20 protein-coding genes and 4 pseudogenes are annotated in these 24,241 nt (G+C 41.6%); 9 read left to right on the top strand and 15 right to left on the bottom strand.

Translation table 11 applies throughout. The features are described from left to right. The first annotated feature begins 315 nt into the window (after positions 1 to 315). Entirely contained in the window at positions 316 to 861 is a 546-nt protein-coding gene (locus G399_RS0100540; RefSeq protein WP_006011107.1) for a manganese efflux pump MntP, read from the top strand. A 3-nt stretch (positions 862 to 864) separates the two neighbouring features. Here the strand turns inward: G399_RS0100540 and G399_RS19890 are convergent, their stop codons facing one another. The 4 genes and pseudogenes from G399_RS19890 to G399_RS0100520 form a co-directional block, all read right to left on the bottom strand. Continuing rightward, on the bottom strand, positions 865 to 1,173 hold the full coding sequence (locus G399_RS19890; RefSeq protein ID WP_006011108.1) for a cytochrome b/b6 domain-containing protein: 309 nt from the start codon (positions 1,171 to 1,173) through the stop codon (positions 865 to 867). Positions 1,174 to 1,676: 503 nt separating this feature from the next. After that, positions 1,677 to 2,970: pseudogene (locus tag G399_RS19885) on the bottom strand (IS1182 family transposase). A 1,236-nt stretch (positions 2,971 to 4,206) separates the two neighbouring features. Then, positions 4,207 to 5,442 carry a type II toxin-antitoxin system HipA family toxin gene (locus tag G399_RS0100525; RefSeq protein ID WP_006011110.1) on the bottom strand — a complete coding sequence of 412 codons (1,236 nt, stop codon included), beginning with the start codon at positions 5,440 to 5,442 and terminating at the stop codon, positions 4,207 to 4,209. Beyond that, positions 5,439 to 5,747, bottom strand: coding sequence for a helix-turn-helix domain-containing protein (locus tag G399_RS0100520; RefSeq protein WP_026843322.1), 309 nt, complete (start codon positions 5,745 to 5,747; stop codon positions 5,439 to 5,441). The genes G399_RS0100525 and G399_RS0100520 overlap by 4 nt, the downstream gene beginning before the upstream one ends. Before the next feature lie 132 nt (positions 5,748 to 5,879). Between G399_RS0100520 and G399_RS22890 the strand changes: the two are divergent. From G399_RS22890 to G399_RS0100510, 3 genes and pseudogenes are all read left to right on the top strand, one after another. After that, positions 5,880 to 6,161: pseudogene (locus tag G399_RS22890) on the top strand (transposase); the annotation flags it as partial. After that, positions 6,150 to 6,479 (top strand): annotated as a pseudogene (locus G399_RS22885) (transposase). The pseudogenes G399_RS22890 and G399_RS22885, both read left to right, overlap by 12 nt. A gap of 316 nt (positions 6,480 to 6,795) precedes the next feature. After that, positions 6,796 to 8,223, top strand: a complete 1,428-nt coding sequence (locus G399_RS0100510) for a YfcC family protein (protein WP_006011116.1) — start codon at positions 6,796 to 6,798, stop codon at positions 8,221 to 8,223. A 545-nt stretch (positions 8,224 to 8,768) separates the two neighbouring features. Here G399_RS0100510 and G399_RS19880 read toward each other — a convergent pair. Next, positions 8,769 to 10,076 (bottom strand): NAD(P)/FAD-dependent oxidoreductase, encoded by a 1,308-nt coding sequence (locus G399_RS19880; RefSeq protein ID WP_006011118.1) that lies wholly within the window; start codon positions 10,074 to 10,076, stop codon positions 8,769 to 8,771. Between the two features lie 105 nt (positions 10,077 to 10,181). Here G399_RS19880 and G399_RS0100500 point away from each other — a divergent pair, with 105 nt between their 5' ends. Both G399_RS0100500 and G399_RS22430 read left to right on the top strand, forming a co-directional pair. Further along, positions 10,182 to 10,442: a hypothetical protein gene (locus tag G399_RS0100500; protein WP_148277395.1), complete on the top strand. Its 261-nt coding sequence runs from the start codon at positions 10,182 to 10,184 to the stop codon at positions 10,440 to 10,442. A 278-nt stretch (positions 10,443 to 10,720) separates the two neighbouring features. Then, a pseudogene (locus G399_RS22430) lies at positions 10,721 to 10,866 on the top strand (GFA family protein); the annotation flags it as partial. Between the two features lie 71 nt (positions 10,867 to 10,937). Here the strand turns inward: G399_RS22430 and G399_RS0100495 are convergent. From G399_RS0100495 to G399_RS0100485, 3 genes are all read right to left on the bottom strand, one after another. Further along, complete coding sequence (locus tag G399_RS0100495) at positions 10,938 to 11,525, bottom strand: hypothetical protein (protein ID WP_006011121.1); 588 nt, start codon at positions 11,523 to 11,525, stop codon at positions 10,938 to 10,940. 19 nt (positions 11,526 to 11,544) lie between these two features. Next, positions 11,545 to 11,940 (bottom strand): hypothetical protein, encoded by a 396-nt coding sequence (locus tag G399_RS0100490; RefSeq protein ID WP_006011122.1) that lies wholly within the window; start codon positions 11,938 to 11,940, stop codon positions 11,545 to 11,547. A 539-nt stretch (positions 11,941 to 12,479) separates the two neighbouring features. After that, positions 12,480 to 14,096, bottom strand: coding sequence for a long-chain-fatty-acid--CoA ligase (locus tag G399_RS0100485; protein WP_006011123.1), 1,617 nt, complete (start codon positions 14,094 to 14,096; stop codon positions 12,480 to 12,482). Between the two features lie 472 nt (positions 14,097 to 14,568). Between G399_RS0100485 and G399_RS0100475 the strand changes: the two genes are divergently transcribed. Both G399_RS0100475 and G399_RS0100470 read left to right on the top strand, forming a co-directional pair. Beyond that, positions 14,569 to 15,021, top strand: a complete 453-nt coding sequence (locus G399_RS0100475) for an aldolase/citrate lyase/malate synthase family protein (protein WP_006011125.1) — start codon at positions 14,569 to 14,571, stop codon at positions 15,019 to 15,021. 10 nt (positions 15,022 to 15,031) lie between these two features. Beyond that, the gene (locus G399_RS0100470) at positions 15,032 to 15,481 is read left to right on the top strand and encodes a phosphate-starvation-inducible protein PsiE (protein ID WP_006011126.1); all 450 of its coding nucleotides are present in this window, start codon (positions 15,032 to 15,034) and stop codon (positions 15,479 to 15,481) included. A gap of 84 nt (positions 15,482 to 15,565) precedes the next feature. Here the strand turns inward: G399_RS0100470 and G399_RS0100465 are convergent, their stop codons facing one another. From G399_RS0100465 to ggt, 7 genes are all read right to left on the bottom strand, one after another. Continuing rightward, the gene (locus G399_RS0100465) at positions 15,566 to 16,189 is read right to left on the bottom strand and encodes a lysoplasmalogenase (RefSeq protein ID WP_006011127.1); all 624 of its coding nucleotides are present in this window, start codon (positions 16,187 to 16,189) and stop codon (positions 15,566 to 15,568) included. Positions 16,190 to 16,326: 137 nt separating this feature from the next. Then, entirely contained in the window at positions 16,327 to 16,935 is a 609-nt protein-coding gene (locus tag G399_RS0100460) for a hypothetical protein (RefSeq protein ID WP_006011129.1), read from the bottom strand. 175 nt (positions 16,936 to 17,110) lie between these two features. Beyond that, on the bottom strand, positions 17,111 to 18,070 hold the full coding sequence (locus G399_RS0100455; RefSeq protein WP_006011131.1) for a chemotaxis protein CheV: 960 nt from the start codon (positions 18,068 to 18,070) through the stop codon (positions 17,111 to 17,113). Between the two features lie 127 nt (positions 18,071 to 18,197). After that, on the bottom strand, positions 18,198 to 19,547 hold the full coding sequence (locus G399_RS0100450; RefSeq protein ID WP_006011133.1) for an ABC transporter permease: 1,350 nt from the start codon (positions 19,545 to 19,547) through the stop codon (positions 18,198 to 18,200). Next, a complete protein-coding gene (locus G399_RS0100445) occupies positions 19,544 to 20,395 on the bottom strand; it encodes an ABC transporter ATP-binding protein (RefSeq protein WP_006011135.1) in 852 nt (283 codons plus the stop codon). Before G399_RS0100445 ends, G399_RS0100450 begins: the two co-directional genes overlap by 4 nt. Next, positions 20,392 to 21,333 carry a Dyp-type peroxidase gene (locus G399_RS0100440; RefSeq protein ID WP_006011137.1) on the bottom strand — a complete coding sequence of 314 codons (942 nt, stop codon included), beginning with the start codon at positions 21,331 to 21,333 and terminating at the stop codon, positions 20,392 to 20,394. Before G399_RS0100440 ends, G399_RS0100445 begins: the two co-directional genes overlap by 4 nt. A gap of 3 nt (positions 21,334 to 21,336) precedes the next feature. Continuing rightward, entirely contained in the window at positions 21,337 to 23,043 is a 1,707-nt protein-coding gene (gene ggt / locus G399_RS0100435; RefSeq protein ID WP_006011138.1) for a gamma-glutamyltransferase, read from the bottom strand. A 418-nt stretch (positions 23,044 to 23,461) separates the two neighbouring features. On the opposite strand from ggt, the gene G399_RS0100430 reads away from it, so the two are divergent. After that, the gene (locus tag G399_RS0100430; RefSeq protein ID WP_006011139.1) at positions 23,462 to 24,229 is read left to right on the top strand and encodes an exodeoxyribonuclease III; all 768 of its coding nucleotides are present in this window, start codon (positions 23,462 to 23,464) and stop codon (positions 24,227 to 24,229) included. Positions 24,230 to 24,241: the final 12 nt, after the last annotated feature.

The following is a 24,241-nucleotide window of genomic DNA, read 5'->3' as shown; positions in this document are numbered from 1 at the left end:
AGAACAGCAGATCGGAATTACTAGCCTTATCGCCCCCTCACTAAAATACAACGAGCTTTCTGCACGCTGGTGCATCTATTATACAGATAGATGCCATATAAACATCGGTTCATCCTTTGTTAAACTATTTTAGACTAAACAATATTTCAAAATAGAAGTTTGATTATAATACTCAGATGACTTAATCTGCATCGCGAATTGATGTTTATATTTTAAGATATCGATTGTAGTCACGGGCATAATATTTTTTTAATACGAATACTTATAGCCCCTTTTAAACCTTTAAAAAATAACTTCTATTATTAAGTAGCCACGATGTTCGAAATCACAATACTTGCAATAGCCTTAAGTATGGACGCATTTGCAGTGTCTTTAACCATGGGTGTTAGCAATCCAAAGAAAATTCAGAAACTTGCACTGTTAGCTGGTTTATACTTTGGCCTGTTTCAAGGATTAATGCCATTATTTGGATATCTTGGAGGCGTTGCTTTATTTAGTTGGATTGGTGGTTTTGCTCATTGGATAGCGTTTATATTACTCGTTATTATCGGTCTCAAAATGATATACGAAGCAGTCACATCTCAGCCCGATAAATGCGCAGCATCTAAAACATATTCTCACTATTCATTATTATTGCTTGCAATTGCCACTAGCATCGATGCTCTCGCAGCTGGTTTCTCGCTAACGCTGATGAATATAAACGGCATTTACGCGTGCATCATCATTGGTATTATTACGTTTTTGTTCAGTTATACTGGTGTTCTCATGGGTCGAAGCACATCAGTTTGGCTTGGAAATAAAGCTGAAATTTTTGGAGGTGTTGTCCTTATACTTTTAGGCGTTAAAGTCTCAATAGTATAGTCATTACATTTCACGCTTACCGGTAATCATCGCACCAACTAAGGAAATTTTTCCCCACCATCCAACAGCGAATACCGCTAAAATATGCACGATGATAATGCCGTATAATACGTTTGAAAAAATGGAATGGATACTTTCGAGCAAACTATTGCCAAAAAACATATCTATCTCTTCCATCATAAATCCGGTAACCGCCAATCCTACAAAAAGTACCCAAGTAAACAACACCATCAGCCACCCGACCGGATTATGACCACTATCGGCAGGAATAGCCTGATAATTACAATAATCTCTGGTTTGATCATAGCTCAATTTATCCTTAAAAGTTAGCCTAGTAAGCTTTTTATAAATCATTCTATGACGATATTTTATAAACACCGCCTCTGCTCATTTTGATTTAATTGGCGGGTATCTGATTACAAGCGTTCAGATGCAGCATGCCTTAGTCTGCTTGATAGCAACAGTTAATACATAAACGTGTTTTCAGATTGGTATCGCTAGTATTGCGCAGTTCGTCAAATTACCAACTCGTCGCAATACCAACTCTATAATTTACTATTGTCTACGTCGCCGAAACTGTCTTTTGGGATGTAAAATAGTGAACTGCGACTGGCGGGTATTCGCTCAGGGTGTGTGAAAACTCAAAATACAATCGCCAAACCTTGTTGTCTCCGATACTCAGCCTGCCAAATGATTGAGTCACCGATTATTAACGTTAGCGCGGGATTTTGATTTTGCAGTGTTAAGGTCGGTCGATGAGGGTAAATGTGAGGTTTTAAGGCTGTTTTACAACGCGAATTGAGGCTAATGCGCCTTTATCGCCTGATGGCCTCCATCAATCCAGTTGTTCCCAGTATGGTCATCATTCTTTTCAGATTATAAGCCAGCACATGCAGGCTCATTTCGATACTCACGTTCTTTATCACCTCTTCGTGAATCCAGCGTTTCATCTTTCTTGGCTCTTTTAATGACGTTGTACATTTAGCCCTGATAGTACAGTCTCTACAAGCGATGTGGTTAACGTAGACCTTTTGCTCAAGACCATCTTCTGTCGCGTTACGTCGATGCGGTAATTTCTCGCCCGCAGGGCATGTATAGATATCCTGATGCGCATCGTATTTAAATAAGGATTTGTTGAATATGCCTTTCTTGGCGGCGCCCGATATATCGGTTTGCCGCACATTTGCTGTCGTGCGTCTCCTTGATGTCGGTGCGACTAAAATAGCCTTTATCGGCGATGACGGTAATGTCTTTTTGCCCCAACGTTTTTTGGACTTGCTTTGCCACTAAGGTAAGTTGGCCTCTGTCTGTTGTCGTGGTGATTTCGTGCGCCACAATTAAGTGATGCTTGGTATCCACCGCGCTTTGCACGTTGTAGCATGCCTTTCTTTCCATATGATGCGTCTTCATCAAACGAGCATCGGGGTCGGTTTGTGATACTTGCTTATCTGGGTGTTCATTCACTTCTTTTTCAAGCGCTTTGAGTTCAACTAAACGCGCTTCAAGCCATGCCAATTTTGACGCTGAAACTGTGGTGACAGTCTCTTTTTCATTCTTGTCTTGGGTGTCCATTTGACTTAAGTATCTTTCAATATGCTTTTCAACGCGCTCGATACAGTCTTTCACTTTGCCAGGCGTATAGTTCTTGGATTTGTTGTTGACGGCTTTAAACTTACTGCCATCAATGGCGAAAATTGAATCAGAGAACATCTTCATCTGGCGACACATCTCTACGAACCTGCGGCACACGCTTTTTATGCCTTTGCCATTGTCCTTTCTGAAGTCAGCAATCGTTTTAAAGTCTGGCATCAGTCGACCTAGCAACCACATCAACTCAACGTTGCGATGGCTTTCTTTTTCTAAGCGACGCGAAGATTGAATGCGATTGAGATAGCCATAGATATAAAGCTTTAACAGGATTGCTGGATGGTAACCTGGACGGCCTTTGCCTTTGGCAATAACGCGCTCAAATCCGAATGTTTCAAGGTCTAAACCGTCTACAAATACATCCACGACTCGAACAGGATTATCTTCAGTAACAAAGTCTTCAAGCACTTCTGGAAACAAGGTGGTTTGTGTTCTTGATTGGGCTAAAATATGGTGTGCCATGAATTGTTTTCTCTGGTTTGGCTGACCATGTCATTATACTCAAAGTGGCGATTTAATAGTCAATAACATTAAGATTGTTTGATCATAAAAACACTGGGCTTAGACCAAAAGGTGATCAATAGTTTTCACACACCCTGCGCTCGCTGTTGACTATAGATTCGTTGCCTGAGTGGACTCAGGCACCTGAATTTCTAGTGCGAACTCAGGCGGCACTCTGACAAAAAATGGTATTACCAGTTATCTATAGAATAATATGGTTCATTTAAACTCTGCTGGAAAGATGTTTAACGATGCCCCGCGATTTGTGAAGAACTGCGATAATAATTGGATAATCCTCACTAACTGTTAGATAAAAATAAAATGCTCAACTGCTTTAGTCACGTAAACATTAGGTAAATTTTTTGAATAAGACCAAGAAATGATGCTCCTCTGCTGTAATGTCTATTGATAGTCTCATACTGAACCCAGTCCAAAATTATTAAGATAGAAACACAGTACAGAGATAACAACATTTTGTCATATTTGAGTCGAATTAAACGTGCAAATTTTCTTATCATCTAACATCAGCTTTGCCCACGTCCTTCAACGTCTCCTTATCGCTCAGGAGCCAGTCGCTACCCTTTGAAATATATTTTATTGTTGGATTGAAATCACAGGCAGAGCTGTCAGGCGGCCATAGTCCACATAAGTCGTTCAATCTAAATAATTTTTACTTAACCTGAGATCTGCTTAAGCAACAACCATAGCCTTGCGCTCTACATCAGTCAAATTAAAGCTTGGCTGGTTCCTTTTTGGATTTGTTCAATCTTTGTCGAAAGATCAGATCTTGGAACCAGCATTTAGTTCAATTTCTTAAGCAGGATTCGGGTTACTTAGATTGTTTAGGTTCTGTGCTCGTTGTATACGAATAATGTGCCACAGCCATTTGATGATTTCGGCTAAAAAGGGCAGCTAACGACCTATCGCTATTATTAGAGAATTCGATTAATCAAATTGGCTTTTAGCTATAAGCTGAGATTAGAAACAGCTTAAATTCTTGGTATTTTCTGTTGCGCTTTTATCTTATGCTTCGTCCCTTTCCGCTAAACATTAATAGCTGTTTGAAATAAAAAACAAGGAAATGCTTAGAGTATTGTCAGATGAAACGTAGTGGCAACTAGGGCAAGTTAATTGGTTTTAAATCTATAAGCCAAGTCTAGTGAAGCAGTTTCCTTAAATGTTTGTAGCTCCATCAATTTATCGGTTTTTTAATTTTGATTGAATAAGTTTAATGTTTGCGTTGCTCACGCCATACCTTTTTGAAAGCTCAGTCCAATTTTCTAAGCAAGATAGGACTTCCTCTAATATACCTTCAGCTTTTTGCCTTTTGATATTGGTCTCTTTAGCAAGTTTCAACAGGTGTTCAATATTCGGGTTTTTGCCTTCCCCCATAACAGTAGTGCTTTGCTCTCCACCTGGACCAGAAGAGAAAGTCAAATCGTATGCAGGAGAAAGCCTCCAAAGCCCAGCTTCATCCATCAAAAAACTAAAGTTTTTGGAGTGGTCATCCCTGTTATGTGTGAGTACATTAAATGCGGCCAATCTGAATGCTTTTTCGACCTCGCGTACATCGCGAGTCAATATGCCCGTTAATGTTAATAGTTCTTCGTAGTCCAAAGAAGGTGTTCTGAAATCAGAGTGCAGTAACCCGCAAGCGGTATGCATGTGATAGCGTTTTGGACCAAAACGGTCAAATCGCTTTACCGCAAAGTACCCGTGCCCTTTTTCAGCAGGAAAAAGGTGAACATCGGGCATATCAATGCCAGCATCTTTTGCTAGGAGGGCGTAAACATATTCTATTGCTCCAGCATCAATGCCGTCCTGCGTACTAGAGAATTTAACCATCCAAGGCTCGTAGCCTTCACTAAGTATGCTCACGCCATGAATAATATGATCGCGTTTCTCATTAACACCAATGAGGGCCTTGGGCCGCGCACCAGCAGAAGAACCATTTAAAGCGATAAGATGTTTCAGCACATCACTGCTTTCACCATCGAGAACTTCTTGTGCTTCTGCGGATAATTTATCCAAGCAGATACTTTCGTTTTGTTCGGCTAAGTCAAAGTCAGGCTCATAGATCAGTGCGCCAAGCCCATGTGTGCCGATATGAGCCAACCTATCTAGCGGTGTTATATCAGTTGGTAGGATGCCCTGAGTACGCGCGAAACGGTCAAACAGCAACCGTCCCCATCCATCGGGTAAGCTGTCATTAAATACCCCCGGTAATCCTTCAAATAAGGTATTATCAAAACTATGTAAGCCTGGCTGTAGTGGAAGTCTTATAGGTGATATTTCTAGGTTCAATTCGATAAAACTGCGTTCATATTCAAAGTAGACTTTTCGCCCACGCATAGCAAGGCGACCTACCGCAATGCGTTTCGTGCCGAAGTCAAGACTGACTTTTATTTCATTTACTGTATTTTTCGCACTCATTTTCGAGTACCTCGTTGACGTGTTTTCGTATTTTGTGTATCAAGCACTTCGTCAATTGATAAAAAAGCGGTTTCTTTGGGAGCACTCGCTTTAACAATGTCATCTAGACCACCTAGTACCATATAAATCTTGAGGAATGACTCTAGGGATATAGCACCCTCTTGCTCAAACTTACGCAAAGTACGAAGGGGTACGCCGGAGCGCTTGGACAGCCCCTCTTGAGTTAGATCCATTTGCAGACGCTTCGCCCTCGCATTAATTGCTAGTTTCTTTTGAGATTTTGCTGGTGTAATAAGTGACATCATTATGTTATTAAGCATCTAAAAACAGTGTTAGTGACATTGTAGTGTCATTAATTGAGCCTGTCACTGTTTGAGTGCCAAAAAGCTGTCATTAGATAGTGAAATGCTAAAGACAAAAATGAGGGATTTGAGCAGCGAAATAGAGATTGGGTAGTGTATGCCAAACGTCCCTTTGCAGGACCCGAAGCGGTTCTGGCTTACCTATCTCGTTACAAGCATCGCGTGGCGATTGCTAATAGTCGGCTCACTGAGTGTAGCGACCAACACCTTAGCTTTACTTACAAAGATTACCGCATGAAGGGCCGAATAAACGCAAAAACGATGCAACTGGATACCATGGAGTTTATGCGCCGCTTTATGCTGCATGTATTACCCAGCGGCTTTCATCGTATCAGGCACTATGGATTGTTGGCCAGCCACAAAAAAGGGTATTTGAGTAAAGCGTTGGCAGCAAACTTATTCGAGGAGGGCGTGACTCTAATAACAACGGTACGTAAAAATATGAAGGCAAAAGCCATCTCTTTGTGGGATAGAGCGATGCTCTAGAAACGGTTTATTATTGAAACAATAAATGACCAATTAAAGAACATTTCGTACATCGAGCACTCAAGACATCGCAGCATGAACTGCTTTATGCTCAATCTACTCGCTGGATTGGTGGTTTATTGCTTAAAGGAAAACAAGCCAAGCCTTAATTTGACTGACGTAGAGCGTAACGCTATGGTTGTTGCTTAAGCAGATCTCAGGTTATTTAGAATTAGTGTACTCGAAGGGTATAAAGGCTTTTTGTTAAGCAAGTTGGCACAGTCAGATAAAACTTGTTGATGAGCAGTGGCATAAGCTACTTGTTTTTACGAGCGCCTGGTTAGACAATACTAGGCACTATAAGATAAGTTTTGTTTAGGCCTTAATCTATGCGCCATTGTTTGTGAAGCGGTGTGTACTTTGCAGCGTTTGCGAAGCAATCTGTGCGCAGCGATCTTTACGCAGCTATAATCGCGGTCTTCTCATTGCTTTTAACTTGTTTGAAGCCCTGCGCTGGAAAATAATAATGAAAAAAGAATTCACGGTTCCCCACACCCTTGTTTTATTGCTAGGCATGATGTTGCTCGCCTACATAGCCACTTGGTTAATCCCTCAGGGCTTTTTTGAAACGGTCATTTTAGACAACGGTCGAAGCGCTGTCGTTGCCGGCACCTACGCGCTAGCAGACGATCAAATTAGATTAAGCCCCATGGACTTTTTGGTGGCTATTCCACGCGCACTGGCGGCCGCGCAAGATGTCATTTTCTTTGTGTTTATAGTGGGTGGAGTACTCTCTATTGCCCGCGCCACCGGCACAATCGACGCACTTATTGGCAGGCTATTAGAACGCTTCGGGCACAAACCTCACCTACTTATTTTTATGGTGGTTTTCTGCTTTGCCCTAGCTTCAGGCGCCATTGGCACCGCTGGCGAATATATCCCATTCGTGCTTATTTTGGTAGGTCTTTGTAAGGCCATGCGCTTAGACGCGATGACCGCTGTAGGTATGGTAGTTACGGGCTATGGTATAGGCTATGGCGTATCGGCTTTTAATCCTTTTACGGTAATGGTTGCACAGCAGGTTGCGGGCATTCCCTTATACTCTGGCATAGAATTACGACTGGCAATATTTGTACCGTTTGTGTTGATTGGTTTTCACCATGTATGGCGTTATGCAAAAATGGTACGCGACGACCCTAGCAAATCGTATATGGCGGGTTTGCCATGCCCTTTAGACAATACCGAATCCACTGATTACCCTTCTTTAAACATTCGTCACCAGCTCATTTTATTTGGACTAGTTGCTAGTATTGTTATCGCCGTTTGGGGAATTTCTCAAAAAGGATGGTACTTATACGAGTTAGGCGCGGTATTTATATTATGGGGAATACTCACCGCCATAGTAGGACAGCTAAGCGCCGACACCGCCGCCAATAGATTTATTGATGGCGTGAAAGATCTGGCGACCACCGCAATACTCATAGGAATAGCCCGTGGTATTGCACTCATTATGGAAGACGGACAAATACTGCATACCCTAGTTCACGGTATGTCTATGCCTTTGTCCCATTTAGGCGCCGAACTCGCCGCAGTGGGTATGTTTATTATGCAGTCTATACTCAACCTCTTTATTCCTTCTGGCAGCGGACAAGCTTACGTTACCATGCCTTTAATGGCACCGGTAGGCGATATTATTGGGGTAAATAGGCAAATAGCCGTACTTGCTTATCAGTTTGGCGATGGTTTTTCCAATATGATAATACCTACCAATGCAGTGCTTATGGGTATTATTGGTATGGCGGGCGTGCCTTATCACCTTTGGTTTAAGTTCTGTTTTCCACTCATATTAAAACTCATGCTTGCTGCGTCGGTAGTGTTGGTACTGGCCGTTATGTTTGACTATGGGGCAGGTGTTCAACCAGCAGCCATGCCGGCGGCAAGCTTGTTAGAGTAAGTTTGTTGGCCTAGATTGGTGACGCAAGAGAAGGGATAGTAACAATCTGGGGTTCAGGCTAGTTGACGCGATAGGCGCAAGCTCACCCCCCAAATTTTATGTTAGCTCTCTAAAAAGGGGCCTATTTCAAGCACGGGCGCGGCGTCTAAACATTAAGTGTAGATTCAAGGCAACCTGATTTTATTTGCCATCGAGCTATTTCAATAGTCAGTTAAGTCATCAAAATACCAACAAAATCAATCCCTGTTGTATAGAGCAGGGATGTGCTTTATCCTTTTTATTTACTAATTTGCTTTCATGAGTTGAGCGATTGCCAAAGTCATTGTGGATCGCACTACAAATTGCCTTTTTGTTTTCAACCAATGACGTTTTTAATTGATTTAACAGAACCTGTCTTTATCTAAATTTAGAAGCAGGCCCCTCTCTCGATACTTTGCGTTGTAACTGAAATATCTGACTCAGTTCTTTGGTGTTAGTCGTTGTGGTTTGAATATTTAAACTATTCATTACTAATGATCTTCAATCTGATAGCTTATTCAACTGAGTTAGCAGTAATAAAGTTGCTTAGTAAAGTTATGCCCGAATCCTGCTTGCCTTCTATTAGCAAACCAACAGCCCGGAGGCATTGGCAAAGCCTTACGATCCACAATCCAGAATTTACTAATATCACTATCAATGCCTGAGATAAGGTCAGCGATCAATCGACCATTCAATTGCGTCAAAGAAACACCGTGCCCAATACAACCACTTGAATAGATTATATTCTCATCTCCGATAAAGCCGATTTCAGGTACCATATCAAAATTGGCAGAAACCACACCACCCCACTTGTAATGGACTTTCTTGTGTTTCAATGTCGGAAAAAGCCAGTGAAAATGATCTTCGAGCGCTTGCCAAATTTTAGGATCATGCCACTTATCCATTTCTTTGCCATACTCATACGCTATATCACCTCCCCCTATGGCGATACGCCCACATTTTGTGATGCGTAAATAATGTACAAACTGTCGATTATCTTCGATGGACATTCGATCTTGCCAACCAAGAGTTTGCCATTCTTCTTCTGTTAAAGGCTCTGAGACAATTTGATAAGTCCAGGCAGGTCGTTGGCGATTACGTATTTTCTTGGGTCCTGCTAAGGTGTGAGACCAAGCATTGGTTGCTAATATCAGCTTTTTGGCGTGTATTGTGGATTGGTTCGTCTTAACGATAGTGCCATCACTATCTCTGCGGATATCAACAACAGCTGTATTTTCGTAGATCTTAGCGCCTGCTGTTTCAGCCAACTGTTTAATAGCCCGAACATGTTTGCAAGGGTCAAGTATGCCTGTTTCAGGTTCGAAGATAGCAGCCCTTACTTGCGGTGCATTTAGTTTTTCCCTTACTTTGCTTTGGTCATAAAATTCATAACTGTTTGGTTTGGCAAGACTGGTAAGTAGATCATAAGTTTTTTTCAATCGCTTCTCTTGGCTTTCACTATACGCAACCCGCCACATAACAGTATGCTCGTAGTCAGAATCCAAGTTTTCTCTCTCAACCAAATCGTGAACATACGCCACCGCTTGTTGCATATAATTCTGAGCTTCTTGCGTCTTACTTTTACCCCAACGCATCACCGTAGTCTCCGGTTCCATTCCGAATAATGTCATGTTAAAGCCCCCGTTTCGTCCCGAAGCACCAAAACCTATTTCAGTGGCGTCCACTGCCATCACCGTCTTTTCAGGTGTGTCTCTCATTATTTCACGTGCTGCCGTCAGCCCGGTAAAACCCGCACCAACGATTAATACATCAACTTCATACTGACCTTTAGGTAAAGCATCATTAGCCTTATAATTACCGTACTTGTACTGCAAGAAAAAGTGTTAGCTGAAAACACACATAACGATAAGTTTAGAGTAGCCTGCTATGAATACTTGAATTATTGGTTTAAGCATCCAGAACGTTTCCGTATGGTATTTTTGAATGAAGATCGTGCAGAATCTGAAAGTAGTTTTTTCTTTCATCACGCTAATATTGAAGTACGCATGAATAAAGTGTTCTTACCATTAACTCAGCTGGTATTTGGTGGGAAATCTGACGAACAGTTACTTAAAATAATTCAAGGTGTAATTTGCCATATGAATGGTATTGCACTGGATCTCATTACGATAAGCGAATATCAATGGCCTGGACATAAGTGTCTATTGGATGCATATTTAGACTTGTTAATAGAGTCATAACTGGGTGCTTAAGAATATCCCATTTAATCAACATTTCGCGTTGACCGGTTGAACTAACAACCTAAAGCAGTCTTAAGAGAATTCGAATAATCAGTTGGATTTGAGCCAATAAAAACAACCAACTCAAGCCAGACAAAAGCCAAAACTAGAAAATTAAAACGAGGAGTAAAAAACGTTGCCAAATATCTTGTCTCAAAGCAAGGTTGCGGACAATATAAGTTTACAGAAGAGCAATACGTAGAGTCGCGTTGGTATATGGAAGGTGCAGGCGGATTAGCTCCATTTATCGAAGAAAAGGTGCAATTGTCGGTGCTGCAGAACTAAGTAGCATCCGCATACTAAAGGGATCTACTGTATTGAAGCTTTATCAATTCAATACCAAGACGGCTAAACATTATTTTGTTCAAAATGCAGTATTTACACGAGTAAGACTTCAATTGAGTTAAGTCTAAGTCGCCTTAGGAACTACTGCACGCCTTAGCCCTCTTCAAAAAGTTATCTCACTTCGTTATTCAGCAGTTCTAAGCTATTTATAAACTTTGCAGCTATAAGTTCAACTGATATAGGAATTTCAATTGAATCAGCCCGATAAGACACTTCAACCTGAATTGCTGTATTTTTATTTGCAGGGTGCCGGCAAATATTTCCTATTGTGTGGTAATACTGAAAACTTTTTGTACTTCTACTTTTGCTTTGATGATCTTCGACCAAGCTTTTATAGCTGAAACAACTATTACCTTTGAATGTAATAAATTTGTTTTCAATATCTCTATTTATCCACCTTTCTGGATCGTCATTCTTGCTGCGCTCAGAGATGATAAATACCAAAAGATCTCGGTCTTTCTCAAACTCCTTTACCGAAAATAAATTAACACCTGCGACTGCACTATCAGAGGCTGATGGGATCGTACCAAAGGCAATCTTATTCAGAGAGTGTTGTATAACATACCAGCCTCGCTCATTCGGCGAGTATATTTGTGCCCCCAAAATTTCATACATGCCATTAATTTTTGCTTTTTGAAAAGGAGGCGGTGAAGCGCAACCTATCAAAAACACGATTATAAAAAGACCTATATGTTTCATCTTTACACCATAAGTACCGTTAGTAGCGATTGTTTGATATCAGCCTTTCGATTTCTTTCTTCTCTAGGTTAGTGCCAGCGCAAAGAACATAGCCCTTAATCTGAGAAATTACGTAACCTTCTCCAGCTATAGTGTTGTAAGAACTCTCTTGTACTTCAATATTTTCAAAATTTTGTTGTCCGCATAACTCTTTGGCCCTTTTGTCCCATGTTTTCCAAGCGCCTGAGAAGTTTTTCCACGGTGCGAAATTCGTCTTTACCGTCAAACTGTAAAAGCTTGGTGCCAATTGGTTATCTAAAAAGCCTCCACCCAAATGATTAGCGCCGTTTTCATTTAAGTTGTGATACGAAGCACATGAAGAAATCAACATAACCAGCAATAGGCATTGAAAAATTCTTAACTGATTTATAATCATTCGATATATCTACCTATAAAAGAACGGTTTATTAACTTTTGGAAATTACTTATGAATAGAAAAATTCTTTTGTCTTCGTCTTGCAGGTAACTCCAAAATAACGCTGTCATTTTGGTCACAAGTGTATAATATTTTTTATGTAAATTTTGGCGTTATTGCTTAAAAAGCACTAGAAAATATCCCGGATCTATTTAGCCGGCATGTATTGTGCTCGAATTAGCGCTTGAACTGACTTTGGGACATCATTGATGGTAACGAAAATAAAGCTCGGCTTGCATCTGTTTACTTTACAACGTTTATAGGCTAATGATGTGATGCGTTACTAAAATCAGACAAATCGACTGATATTTACACTAATGAGTCGAAGTGCAGCTTTTTGTAGTTACGTAGCAATTTCGTCCCAAGCGTTCTATCAGTAAATGACTGACAAAAATCGCCCGTTTGCACAGGCGCCAGTCTCCCGCTTTAGGGATAATGTGATAGGCTCTTATGAGGCCAAACCTATCACACGCTTTATCGTCATTTTAGAAAATAACCAGTTACGCTTTGGTCAGTAGAATCTGACCAAACTCATCGCGTAACTTGTTCTTCTGGACTTTGCCTGTCGATCCTATCGGCAGTGCGTCTGCAAAAATTACGCGGTCCGGTATTTGCCAACTTTCAATCTTGCCCTTATAGAAGGCCAACAGTTCTTCCTCACTTACCTCCCCAGACTTCACTGCGATAAGGACAGGGCGTTCGTCCCATTTTTCATGTAACGCGGCAATGGCGGCAGCATTGGAGATCGCTGGATGAGATATCGCTATGTTTTCTAAGGTAACCGTTGAAATCCACTCACCTCCGGATTTAATAATATCTTTAGAGCGATCACGGATAATCATAAAGCCCTCGGCATCAATTGTGGCCACATCGCCGGTGTCAAACCAGCCGTCTACCGTGAGGGCGGATGTATCTTTCCCAAAGTAAGTATCAATAACCCACAAACCTCTAATTTGAAGATCACCCTGGGCTATGCCGTCGTGGGGCAATATACGTCCAACTTCATCTACCAAACGCAGATCTACGCCAAATGGCGGACGTCCCTGACCAAGACGCAGTATTGCCTGCTCTTGCACTGACATTTTAGTGTGCCGCTGTAGTAGCTGATTCATAGACCCTACAGGTGAGGTTTCGGTCATCCCCCAAGCGTGTATCAACTCAACACCATATTCCGCAAATTCGGGGATCATTGAGGGCGGTAACGCAGAGCCGCCTACCACTGTTCGTTTAAGGCTAGGCATTTTCGATCCCGTTTCTTTGAGAGCGCCAAGCAGTCCCATCCATATTGTCGGGACACCTAGCGCTAGCGTGGTACTGGTAATATCGATCAGGTTCACAAGGCTTTTACCGTCTAAATTTGGCCCCGGCAGCACCAACTTACAACCCGTTATCGCCGCAATATACGGCACACCCCAAGCATTAACATGAAACATAGGCACAACAGGCAGCACAGTATCCTTAGCGGAAATATTAAGCCCATCAGGCTGATTTCCAGAAAGCGTGTGCAAAACAGTCGAACGGTGCGAATACAACACGCCCTTGGGGTCACCTGTGGTGCCAGAGGTATAGCATAAATTAGCCGCTGATTGTTCGTCAATGTCTGGCCAAGCCTCGTAGGCATCACCCGTCTCTAAAAGCTCGTCATAGAACATCAGCCCGGGAATAGTCTTTGCAGCCGCCTCATCGCGAGGTCCTAGCATAACAATGTGTTTACAGTATTTGAGTGCAGGTGCAAGTTTGCCCGCAGCAGGCACAAACGTCGCATCGATAAACAGCACCTGATCTTCAGCGTGGTTCATCACATAGACCATTTGCTCAGGCCCCATACGCGGGTTGATCGTGTGACAGACAAACCCACCTCCAGCAACGCCAAAGTAGATCTCGAGGTGGCGTCGGTTGTTCCACGCAATTGTGCCGCAGCGCGCGCTTTTTCCAAGCCCCAATTTGCGTAGTGCTGATGACAACCGATGCGCATTAGCCCCGACTTCGCCCCATGTAGTGTTCTCGTTCCCACCTGTTGTCTCCACCGAGATAATCTCGCCGCTGCTGTGAAAGCGAGCGGCGTGGTCGATCAAGCTGCCAATAGTGAGCGGCATATTCATCATTTGTCCAAGCATAGGTCTCTTCTACTCTTATAATTCGTTGTATTGCACAATATAGCAAAATAAACCATGAGTCGGCTCGATGCAATAGGAATAATTTGTTTGGTATTTGGAGGGCAACAAACTGATTGTCTTGAGCTTCGGGCAGTTTTTAAGCTGAGTTTTTTGTCGCAACTTTACTAGATATGACACAAATTAAATGATTTTACATCAACATCAAATCTGAATTTTTTTCTGCCTTTATAGCATTCCCTGTGTTCAGAATAATGTCTTTTGCTGTTAGTATTTTTAGCATAAATTTGATGACTACCATACTCCCTGTTCGGCTACAGCGCATTATTCAATAAAACACGACGGGTTCAAACTGCTTTGTTTTTTGTAAAATTTACTCTGTGTAATTTCCTTTGTGAAATTATTAACTAAATTAAGTTATGATTGCTTTCTTGAAGTTGCAAAGACCTAATTGATACACACCGGAGAATACATTATGAACATGCCAATCGCTGACGTTAATCGCCTCGACATTCAAAAACAGTCATTTGCATCTGAGCTAGCTATTCTTTTTGGTCAGATGCGTCACAATACGAGTTCTGATGTACTTGATAGTTGCCTCGAGCCAAGCAAAATACTAGACCAGTACTTTGCATTACAGAATGGTTCACACGAGGATGTCAAAGAATACGTTATTTACTTTCGTCATATAATGGTGTTCTTTGCAGACGGTACTCACTGTGGTTTAGCACAGCCAAAACAGTTTGTTGCCTTTGCAGGCCACAAAGATACTCCTGAATCAATAGTGCTCAAGGAAAATAATGTTCATATCGAATTAGTTCTTAATACTCGCAATTACATGAACCGAGCGGGAGCATCGACACATATTGAATTTCCTACGCAAAGTACATTTACGTCTAAAGCGGACGACGATTATTTCGTAGAGTAATTTATCGATTATGCCGTCAAACGAAAAAGAAAATAGTAATCAAGCTTCAGAAAAAAAGGCTGATAGTAATGCCAAAACAGCCGGCTCAAATAAAATCGAAAGATTTTTTGCACTCGGCATTTTTCAGCTGATTGAGCGGGTATTATTGACTCTTGTGGTTTTAATGACGCTGGGAGGCGTTGCCTTCGAAGTGCAAACCTTTTATCGTGCACAGACAATTAGTCTTGCCGATATACTGCTAATGTTTCTGTACTTAGAAGTTATTGCCATGGTGGCAATATTCTATTCAGATCGTCGCTCAGTTTTCGTTTACCCTATTTTTATTGCCATAACAGCCATTGCGCGGCTGATTATTTTACAAGGTAAAGACATGGCGCCTGAAAATATATTGTTTGAGGCAATTGCAATTCTGGTATTAGCGATTGCCGCGGGTATTATCATCCGGATGCGCAAGGATTGATAAAACACAATAATACTCGATGCAACATAGCGTAATTAAAAATAGGGTTGGCCTCAAATCGAACTATATTCGTCCTCCACTTAACTAGGCCGATTTACATTTATTCAGCGCACCTTGAATGATCATCCATTGCGCACAGTAATAAGTTGTCATGACTAAATAGCTACTCAATGGCAGTGGATGTAAGAAGCGGTCAATGGCAATAAGAGAATCTGATAGGATAAACACAAATGCCCCTAATACAGACCATTTTAGCGGCATCGTCGATTGACTAGCTAAAAGCCCCATCAAACCGATAACCACTAAGTAAGCAAAAACAGGGATGTTAAGTTCGCCTAAATGAGGGCTTAATAAAAAAGCCATTGCTAACATAAAAATTAGAATGGACCCTGAAATGGGCCAGCGCGTCATCACTGACGACCAGTTACGTGCAAAGAATACGCCGTAGTATAACTGAGCTATTAAAAATGCCCCTATGCCGAATATAAATAAATCTTGTTCGAGCAAAACATCGCCGGTGGCACTCAATGCGAGTGCTAGAAGCAAAAGCGTTCTACCAGAAAAAACCGGTGTGTTGGCAACGGCGATGACCAAAATTAAGATTGGTAAAATTTTGATGAGCCAAGATATCATCAGTGGGTCAAAAGAAAGTAGCGCTAGGTAAAGTAATGAAAAGGCAAAGAATAAAGCATTGTATATAGCTTGCATTTTATTGCCTTTTTATTGTTTTAGTATGATCGCACTGTGGCATAAAGCCCTTTTTTATTCAAATTAAGTCCCGGTGGTTAAGCCGAATGAACTTAGCCTCTGCGCTAATCACAGTCATGCTGAAGAGCTAATTAACTTCAGTCAGCATAGCCCCAAGGTGCCTCAGGCACTTCAGTAGGGTTAGTTAAGTCGAAATCAACGCGAAACTCCCTGCCCTCACGCACCATTCTATAGGTAAACTTTTCAGCATAAATCGACATCTGCCACGTATTGCCCGCCGATTGAGGAATCCCAGTTCGGGTAAATAGTTCTTTTGAATACTGGTCTGCTGGAAACGACTGCGCCTGAACATGACCGGCGTCAAGTGTATGCCCACCATACATAGTTAACGGGTCGTCACCGCCATCTTCCTTTCTATGGTCATGCTTTAAACTCAAACCACTTCCGGTTTTGCTAATGATCCACGTACGTGAAGCATCGTTTCCAACATGCAAAGGAATTTGTAATTGTATACCTGAGCATTTTCTAACGTGCATCACCAGTTTATTGTCAAATGTCGGACTTGGATCGTTATCAAACACAACTTTGCCCTCGAATGCTTTGCCACATAACTTCGCTATACTATTGAAAAAGTTATCATGCGTGGGAATAGAAACTAGCGGAGCTGACTTGACAATGTTTGTCGCTAGTACAGGGAGGCAGAGTAAAAAGTTAAAAATGATTGCTGTAATCGTAAGTGATTTCATAAAAATTGGGAGCCTAATCGGTAAACGTATGTGTTAGCTTATTTGATTTTAAAACAAAAGCCCAGTATGGCCTCCTTAAAGTGAGCTTGCTAGCAGCCATTGCTTGTTGTATTCAAACTATTAGCAGATGTCTAAGTGGCGGGAAGTAGTTACCTTAGCTGCTTATTCTAGGTGCTTATTCTAGGTGCTTATCATTCAACACTTCTCTCATTCGTTCTTGCACAACCTCGACTAACAAATCCGGCTGGAATTTGGAAATAAATCTATTGCATCCTACTTTTTCAACCATGGCTGCATTAAAACTGCCACTTAATGAGGTATTCAGAGCAATAAATAAAGTAGACATACGTTCGTCTTTTCGTACTTCTGCGGTGAGTCGATAACCATCCATTTGGGGCATTTCGGCATCAGTAAACATCATTAAAATTTCATCTGTGACTGTTTTACCTTCGTCTGCCCAGCTTTTCAAAAGATTCAGCGCTCTAAGTCCGTCCTTTTCTTCGATAATTTCAATACCTAACTGCGTCAGTGTTTCGCGAATTTGCCATAGAGCGGTTGCGGAATCGTCAACCACCAATACCTTTTGACCAATTAAGCTTTCTTTTATATCCGAATCTAAGAGGCCTTCTGAAATCGAGGTATCGTAATGAATAATTTCTGAAAGCACTTTTTCAACATCAATGATTTCTACCAGTTCTATTTGGCCATCGTTTTCTACTCTAGTAAAAGCGGTTAAATAGTTATTCTTACCAGCCGAAGATGGCGGCGGTTGAATATCACTCCATGACGTATTCACGATACTCATTATTTGCCCAATTAGAAACCCTTGTACGCTTCTATTATATTCGGTAATGATGACGTTTTGAGCCTCATAATGATCGTCGTTATTGCTCAAATGAATAGCCGTCCTTAAATCGATAATAGGTATCGATCCGCCCCTATAATTCGTTACGCCTTTAATATGGTGGTGCGATCCAGGCATTTGATTTAACGGGGGAACTGTAATCACTTCTCTAACTTTGAATACATTAAGCGCAAATGTGTGGCGTGAACCTAACTTAAACATCAGCAATTCTAGCCGATTTTCACCCACTAGCTTGGTGCGTTGATCAATTGATGACATTAAATTAGACATAACACTCTCTAGAATACGAAAAAGATACAGAACACAAATCGTCTGATTACTATTATAGGGTATCGCCCGATAACGCGCGTTTATTAGCCCTTTCTAAGAATAGTTCAGCGGCGCCCTTCGCAACATATTAGGCTAACGTACGCGCGTTGCGGTAGGCGCCGACGCTGGGTATTAAGGCAATTACAAATGTCGCTAGTAGTACCGCCCCAATTACCAACAAGGTATGTATCGAAAGAATATTTACACTCAACGACAAGCCATATTCTGCTAACAACCAATCGTTACTAAGAAAGATTGTGCCCGTGACTAATACAACGGCTAGAACACACGCACCCAATGCGATACTGAGCGCTTCTAATTGCAGCAGCCAGAATACAAAGCTGGGTTTTGCACCCATAATTCTCAATACACTAATCTCTGCCTTACGCTCACGCAAAGAGGCTAATAACATAGTGCTAAGGCCCAATAAACTGGCAATCAGTACTGCCGCTGAAATAATACGCAATACGTTTTCAACCGCACCAACCAAACGCCAAAGTTCACCTAGGGCAACACCTGGAATAATAGCTGACAGTGGTTCGAGTTTGTCTTGATTTACTTGTCGTTGAACTTGCAGAACAGCAATACGTGACTTAAGTCCGAGCATAAAAGCCGAAACTTGAGTCGGCTGTGCAAGTTCATATTCATCATGCTCATCATGCTCATCATGCTCATCATGCTCATCATGATTATGATCCTCCGCTTGTTTAGACGTTCTCAAACTAGTCTGAGAACGGTTGTTACTAGACAAGCTTTTTTTGGGCTGTGCATGAATCGACTCTATGGCGTTCAAACCAACATGCACGCCTTGGTCAACTGGTGTGCCGGTAAACTCCAAAATACCAACAACAGTAAAGGGGTGTTCAGCATGATGACTAAAACTCACTTTACCAACACCATGAGAAATAATAATTTGCTCGCCCACTTGATAATTTAATTGCTTGGCTGCATCCGCACCTAAAACAACATCGAAGTGATTATTCATGGACGTCACTTGTTTATGCTCGTTAACGTCACTATTGGTAAAACGTCCACCGGCTTGAAAGCTCAGCTTGCGTTTGTCACCATAGCGATAGTGCTCAAAATAGTCATTGGTAGTGCCGATGACTGCGAAACCTTTGTGCGAATCTCCTAAGGACAGCGGGATAGCCCAATCGACTTGTGGATTAGAAATAATGCGCTGGTAGCTTTGCCAACTAACTGAATTGGCGTTAGCACCCACTCTGAACACTGAACTTAAGAGTAAATTGATTTGCCCGGTTCTAGCACCAACAATTAAATCCACACCCGAAACCGTGCGGTAAAAGCTGTTTTTTGCTTCTTTTCGAATATGCTCGATAGACACCAATAAAGAAACACTGACTAACAAAGCTAAAAACGTCAGCAATACCGACACTTTCCTGTGCAATAAACTTTGTTTGGCAACATTCAAAATCATACTTTGTTATCCAATTCAGGCCCTAAAGCAGCGCTTTCGTTAATGTCGGTCAACGCTTCAATACGTTTGAAATGGCGAGCTAAAGACTGATCATGACTGACAAAAATTAGTGCAGCATTCGAATTTGTTGCCGTTTCAATAAGCACTTTCATAAAGGCATCTTTAGCTGATGCATCAAGGGATGATGTGGGTTCGTCAACAATCAGTACATCAGGTTTATTAATTAATGCGCGAGCGATTGCTACGCGTTGTTGCTGCCCTACGCTCAATTCACTGGCTTTTTGTTGTATGCAATCTGTGGGCAATTGTAAGGCATGTAACATCGAGATTATGCGTTCTTGTTTGCTCGTGCTTTTTTTATCTGTGCTTTTTTTATCTGTGCTTTGTTTGTCTGTGCTTCGTTTGTCTGTGCTTTGTTTGTCATCGCCATCATTTGCAAAATGCATTGCCAGGCGAATATTATCGAGCACGCTTAGATAGGGAACCAAATTAAATTGCTGAAAAACCACACCAATATGTTGAGCTCTGAAGCGATCTCGTTTACTCGGTTTTAGGGCTGTAATATCTGTATTTAAAATACTAACACTGCCTTGCTGCGGGTCCAAAATACCTGAAAGCAAGTTCAACAGAGTACTCTTACCGCAACCGGATGGGCCGTATAAAAATACTTGTTCTGATTTGTTCAAACGCCATTTTTTAATATCTATTATAGGCTTACCAGAAACGTAGGAAAACATAACAGATTCGACAAGGACCGCTGGTGATTGCTCATTAAAAGTGTTTTTCATGGGCTTTTTTGAAGGCTGTGTCGAACCATCAGCACCAACTTCATTAGGTAAATTACTCAAAAAGAAAATTTTCCATCGTCGTATTCTTTTGCATGACGTTTAATAAATTGGATTGATGGAGCAAAAAAAGCGGCTCCAGTTTCCGCATTAGAATAATCCAGAAGTCGGTCATAATGCCCCATTTCATCTCCAAAAATACGACTGTGCAGCATATTGCTAAATGCTTTACTGCTATTTGCGCAGCTAACGAAAAATAAGCCCTGCATTAACATGTCACCATAAGGCATACTTTGCTTTAATAAACTGGGGTATTCGCCATTGGGGCCGGTCAATTTGGTACGAAAACTGTGCGATGAACGCCCACTGTCGACCAAAGGCAAATTATGCTCTTTAGTTTTCCCCATAACGCCCTCCTGGCGGCGCAATGAAAGCGCGTTCCAACGGCTCATATCATGACGGTAGCGCTGAACATGAATATAGCTGCCGCCCTTATACTCAGGATCATTGTCGCTAACCACGGCTATATCAATCTTTTTCATGCCTCTTGGATTGTCTTCACCATCCAGAAAACCAGTTAAATCTCTACCATCAAGATATCGGAAGGCACTGACCTGCTCCACTAACTCAACGTGCACCCGCAGTAGATCAAGAACTTCAATACCAACAGCGTGACAAATATCAAGGCGATCCGCTCTAATTTGAATAAACAAATCACAAGGAAGAACCGGCGCGCAGCGGTCTTCGCTCTGCATATCTGGAAAACCGACTAATTCTTGTGGCGAACTGTGCGGATAAATTTCAGACCAAAAGCTTGACCCTATGGCAATCACACCCGAGACCATTGCTTCATAGTGTTCATCATCAAAATGCTCAAATAAATCAAGCAAACGAGATAGCTTTTCACGCATTGCCGGAAAGTCATCATCGACAACGTTGAACAGCAAATATTGAGCATGCAAATTTGGCTCTGCGCAAACACCCTTTTGCGGTTGACTCATTAATTAGTATCCTGCGGCTTGACCGTCTTTTCTAGTTTCTGATGCACCATAATACACTTTGTTTTTAGCGTCTAGCATGATTGCTTGATAGCCGCCAAAAGCACCCGAGACATCCTTTATAGTATGTCCCTTTAAAAGCAAATCGCGACGCGTTTTCGCTGAAAATCCAGATTCCAAACTAATATAGCCGCCGTCGGTCATAATATCTCCCTCGGGTGAGCTAGAGCCTGTATGCAATATACGCGGCGCGTCACCTGCCTCCTGTAAATTCATACCAAAATCAATCATATTAATGATAATTTGCGCGTGCATTTGTGGTTGCGTGCCACCACCCATTACGCCAAAGCTCATCAGTGGTTTGTTATTGCGGGTGACAAACGCGGGAATAATGGTATGAAAAGGGCGCTTACCAGGCTCTAAGGAATTAAAGTGATTTTTATCAAGGGAAAACATTTCACCACGGTTTTGCAAAACAAAGCCCAAATCGGTGGGGATCATACCTGAACCCATGCCTCGATAATTACTTTGAATTAACGACACCATATTGCCTTGGCTGTCGGCAACGGTTAAATAGATTGTGTCGCCTTCATTTTTACCGGCATCCACACGCTTTGCCGACTCACTAGGATTAATCAGCTTTTGACGTTTTTCTGCATATTCTTTGGAAATTAACCAGTCTACTGGAATTTGATTAAAGTCAGGATCAGCATAAAACTTAGCTCGATCTTCAAATGCAAGCTTCTTGGCTTCAACGAATATGTGTATAAACTCAGCACTATCGCGCTGCATACTTTCAATATCGTATAATTCTATTATATTGAGGATTTGCAAAGCAGCAATTCCTTGACCATTGGGCGGTAATTCCCATACGTCATAACCACGGTAATTTGTTGAAACAGGGTCAACCCATTCTGATGTGTGTGATGCTAGATCTTGATAACTGAGCAATCCATTTTGGCTTTGCATAAATCCACTGATAGTGCGTGCAATATCGCCTTTGTAAAATGCATCGCGCCCGCCGGTTGCTAATTTTTCATAAGTCGCTGCAAGATTTGGATTTTTGAAAATTTGGCCTTTCTTCGGCGTTTTTCCATCAATAGTGAATGTTTCTTCAAAGCCCGGATAGTGGCCTATGCGCTTTTGATTCATTTCAAAATAGTAAGCAATAACTTCCGATACAGGAAAACCATTACGAGCATAACTTATTGATGGGGCGAGTAATTCTTGCATCGGCTTTGAGCCAAATCGATCATTTAACATAAACCAACCATCGACTGCCCCAGGCACAGAAACAGGTAATGGGCCAAACGCCGGGATCTTATCCAAGCCCTTCTGAGCAAAGTAGTCACGAGTGAGCCCTTTTGGCGAACGTCCTGATGCATTTAGCCCATACAACTTTTTAGTTTCAGCATCCCAAACAATAGCAAATAAGTCTCCGCCTATGCCGCTACCTGTGGGTTCAACTAAACCCAGCATCGCATTTGCAGCGATGGCTGCATCAATGGCATTACCTCCACTTTTCAATACATCCAAGGCAACTTGAGTAGCTAAAGGTTGGCTGGTTGCCGCCATTCCGTTTTGCGCAATCACTTCAGAACGACTAGCAAAAACTTCGCCTGTTATGCGATCGTATGCGCTAGCATGCGCGGTAAGCAACGTTATAGAAATAGTAGAAAAAAGAACAAGGATAGATTTAATCGACTTAAGCATGCTGCACTCTTTATATTTAATTATTTAATTATTTAATTATTTAATTATTTAATTATTTAATTATTTAATTTGGTTTGATTTAATTTGGTTTGATTTAATTTATATCTATTCTTATTTAATATTCAAACAGATGTCGTAATGATAGTGTAACGCCGTTTTGCAAAGAGTGCGAAAGGGAATTTAAGACTACTTGCAACGGATCCTATAAAAGTTTGTCCATTAACGCAGACCCTGTTATTAGATGTTCCGGAGGGTCGCGATCGAGGCCAAGAAAGTGCATATGCTAAAGATAAAGAACGTTGGGATTAATACGAGTGGTTTTACTCGACGAAGAACGCCTCAGCAGCACTTGGCATTAACTGGTTAATGTATACAATACAGGCCTATCAAAAATTAAGTAGCAACATTGGAGAGCTTGATGAAATTAGTATCTTGGAACGTTAATGGCGTTCGAGCCGCAATAAAAAAAGACTTTTTCCAGTCTTTAGCTTCACTAGAGTGTGACGTTCTGTGTTTACAGGAAACTAAAGCGCAGGATGATCAAGTGATCGAGGCCTTGTGCGACCTAAAGGGATATCATGTATTCACAAACTCAGCCATAAAAAAAGGTTATTCTGGCACCAGTATCATTACCCGAGTCAAACCCATTGATGTAACAAGAGACATCGGTATCGAAGAACATGACCAAGAAGGCCGTGTATTGTGTGCAGAATTTGATGCGTTTTATTTGGTGACGGTTTACACGCCTAATTCCGGCGACAGTTTAAAGCGTTTGTCGTACCGTACACAGTGGGATGCTGATTTTCTAAGTTATGTGAAACAGCTCGAAGCACTAAAGCCTGTTGTCGTATGTGGCGATTTAAATGTGGCTCATCGTGACATTGATATCGCTCGACCCAAACCTAATTACAATAAGAGCGCGGGTTATACACAGAAAGAAATAGACGGTATCGACAGCCTCATTGCAGCAGGATACGTGGATACTTTTCGGCATTTATTCCCTGACACAGTAAAGTACAGTTGGTGGAGTTATCGAGCAGGTGCAAGAGAACGTAACGTAGGTTGGAGACTTGATTACTTTTTGGTATCCCATAAACTAAAAGAACAGATCAGTGGCGCGGATATTCACAACGACATTCATGGTTCAGATCACTGCCCTGTTAGTGTGCAGTTGTCGCTCAATTAACACACAAAAAAG

The organism is Brumicola pallidula DSM 14239 = ACAM 615 (assembly GCF_000428905.1).
GTDB classification, from domain to species: Bacteria; Pseudomonadota; Gammaproteobacteria; order Enterobacterales; family Alteromonadaceae; genus Glaciecola; species Glaciecola pallidula.
This window is presented reverse-complemented; position numbering and strand designations above follow the sequence as displayed.

Bases quoted from the DNA above. Each gene is read 5' to 3' on its own strand.
- G399_RS0100540 (WP_006011107.1), top strand. From the start codon at position 316: ATGTTCGAAATCACAATACTTGCAATAGCCTTAAGTATGGACGCATTT.
- G399_RS0100525 (WP_006011110.1), bottom strand. From the start codon at position 5,442: ATGAGTGCGAAAAATACAGTAAATGAAATAAAAGTCAGTCTTGACTTC.
- G399_RS0100520 (WP_026843322.1), bottom strand. From the start codon at position 5,747: ATGATGTCACTTATTACACCAGCAAAATCTCAAAAGAAACTAGCAATT.
- G399_RS0100510 (WP_006011116.1), top strand. From the start codon at position 6,796: ATGAAAAAAGAATTCACGGTTCCCCACACCCTTGTTTTATTGCTAGGC.
- G399_RS0100495 (WP_006011121.1), bottom strand. From the start codon at position 11,525: ATGAAACATATAGGTCTTTTTATAATCGTGTTTTTGATAGGTTGCGCT.
- G399_RS0100490 (WP_006011122.1), bottom strand. From the start codon at position 11,940: ATGATTATAAATCAGTTAAGAATTTTTCAATGCCTATTGCTGGTTATG.
- G399_RS0100485 (WP_006011123.1), bottom strand. From the start codon at position 14,096: ATGCTTGGACAAATGATGAATATGCCGCTCACTATTGGCAGCTTGATC.
- G399_RS0100475 (WP_006011125.1), top strand. From the start codon at position 14,569: ATGAACATGCCAATCGCTGACGTTAATCGCCTCGACATTCAAAAACAG.
- G399_RS0100470 (WP_006011126.1), top strand. From the start codon at position 15,032: ATGCCGTCAAACGAAAAAGAAAATAGTAATCAAGCTTCAGAAAAAAAG.
- G399_RS0100465 (WP_006011127.1), bottom strand. From the start codon at position 16,189: ATGCAAGCTATATACAATGCTTTATTCTTTGCCTTTTCATTACTTTAC.
- G399_RS0100460 (WP_006011129.1), bottom strand. From the start codon at position 16,935: ATGAAATCACTTACGATTACAGCAATCATTTTTAACTTTTTACTCTGC.
- G399_RS0100455 (WP_006011131.1), bottom strand. From the start codon at position 18,070: ATGTCTAATTTAATGTCATCAATTGATCAACGCACCAAGCTAGTGGGT.
- G399_RS0100450 (WP_006011133.1), bottom strand. From the start codon at position 19,547: ATGATTTTGAATGTTGCCAAACAAAGTTTATTGCACAGGAAAGTGTCG.
- G399_RS0100440 (WP_006011137.1), bottom strand. From the start codon at position 21,333: ATGAGTCAACCGCAAAAGGGTGTTTGCGCAGAGCCAAATTTGCATGCT.
- ggt (WP_006011138.1), bottom strand. From the start codon at position 23,043: ATGCTTAAGTCGATTAAATCTATCCTTGTTCTTTTTTCTACTATTTCT.
- G399_RS0100430 (WP_006011139.1), top strand. From the start codon at position 23,462: ATGAAATTAGTATCTTGGAACGTTAATGGCGTTCGAGCCGCAATAAAA.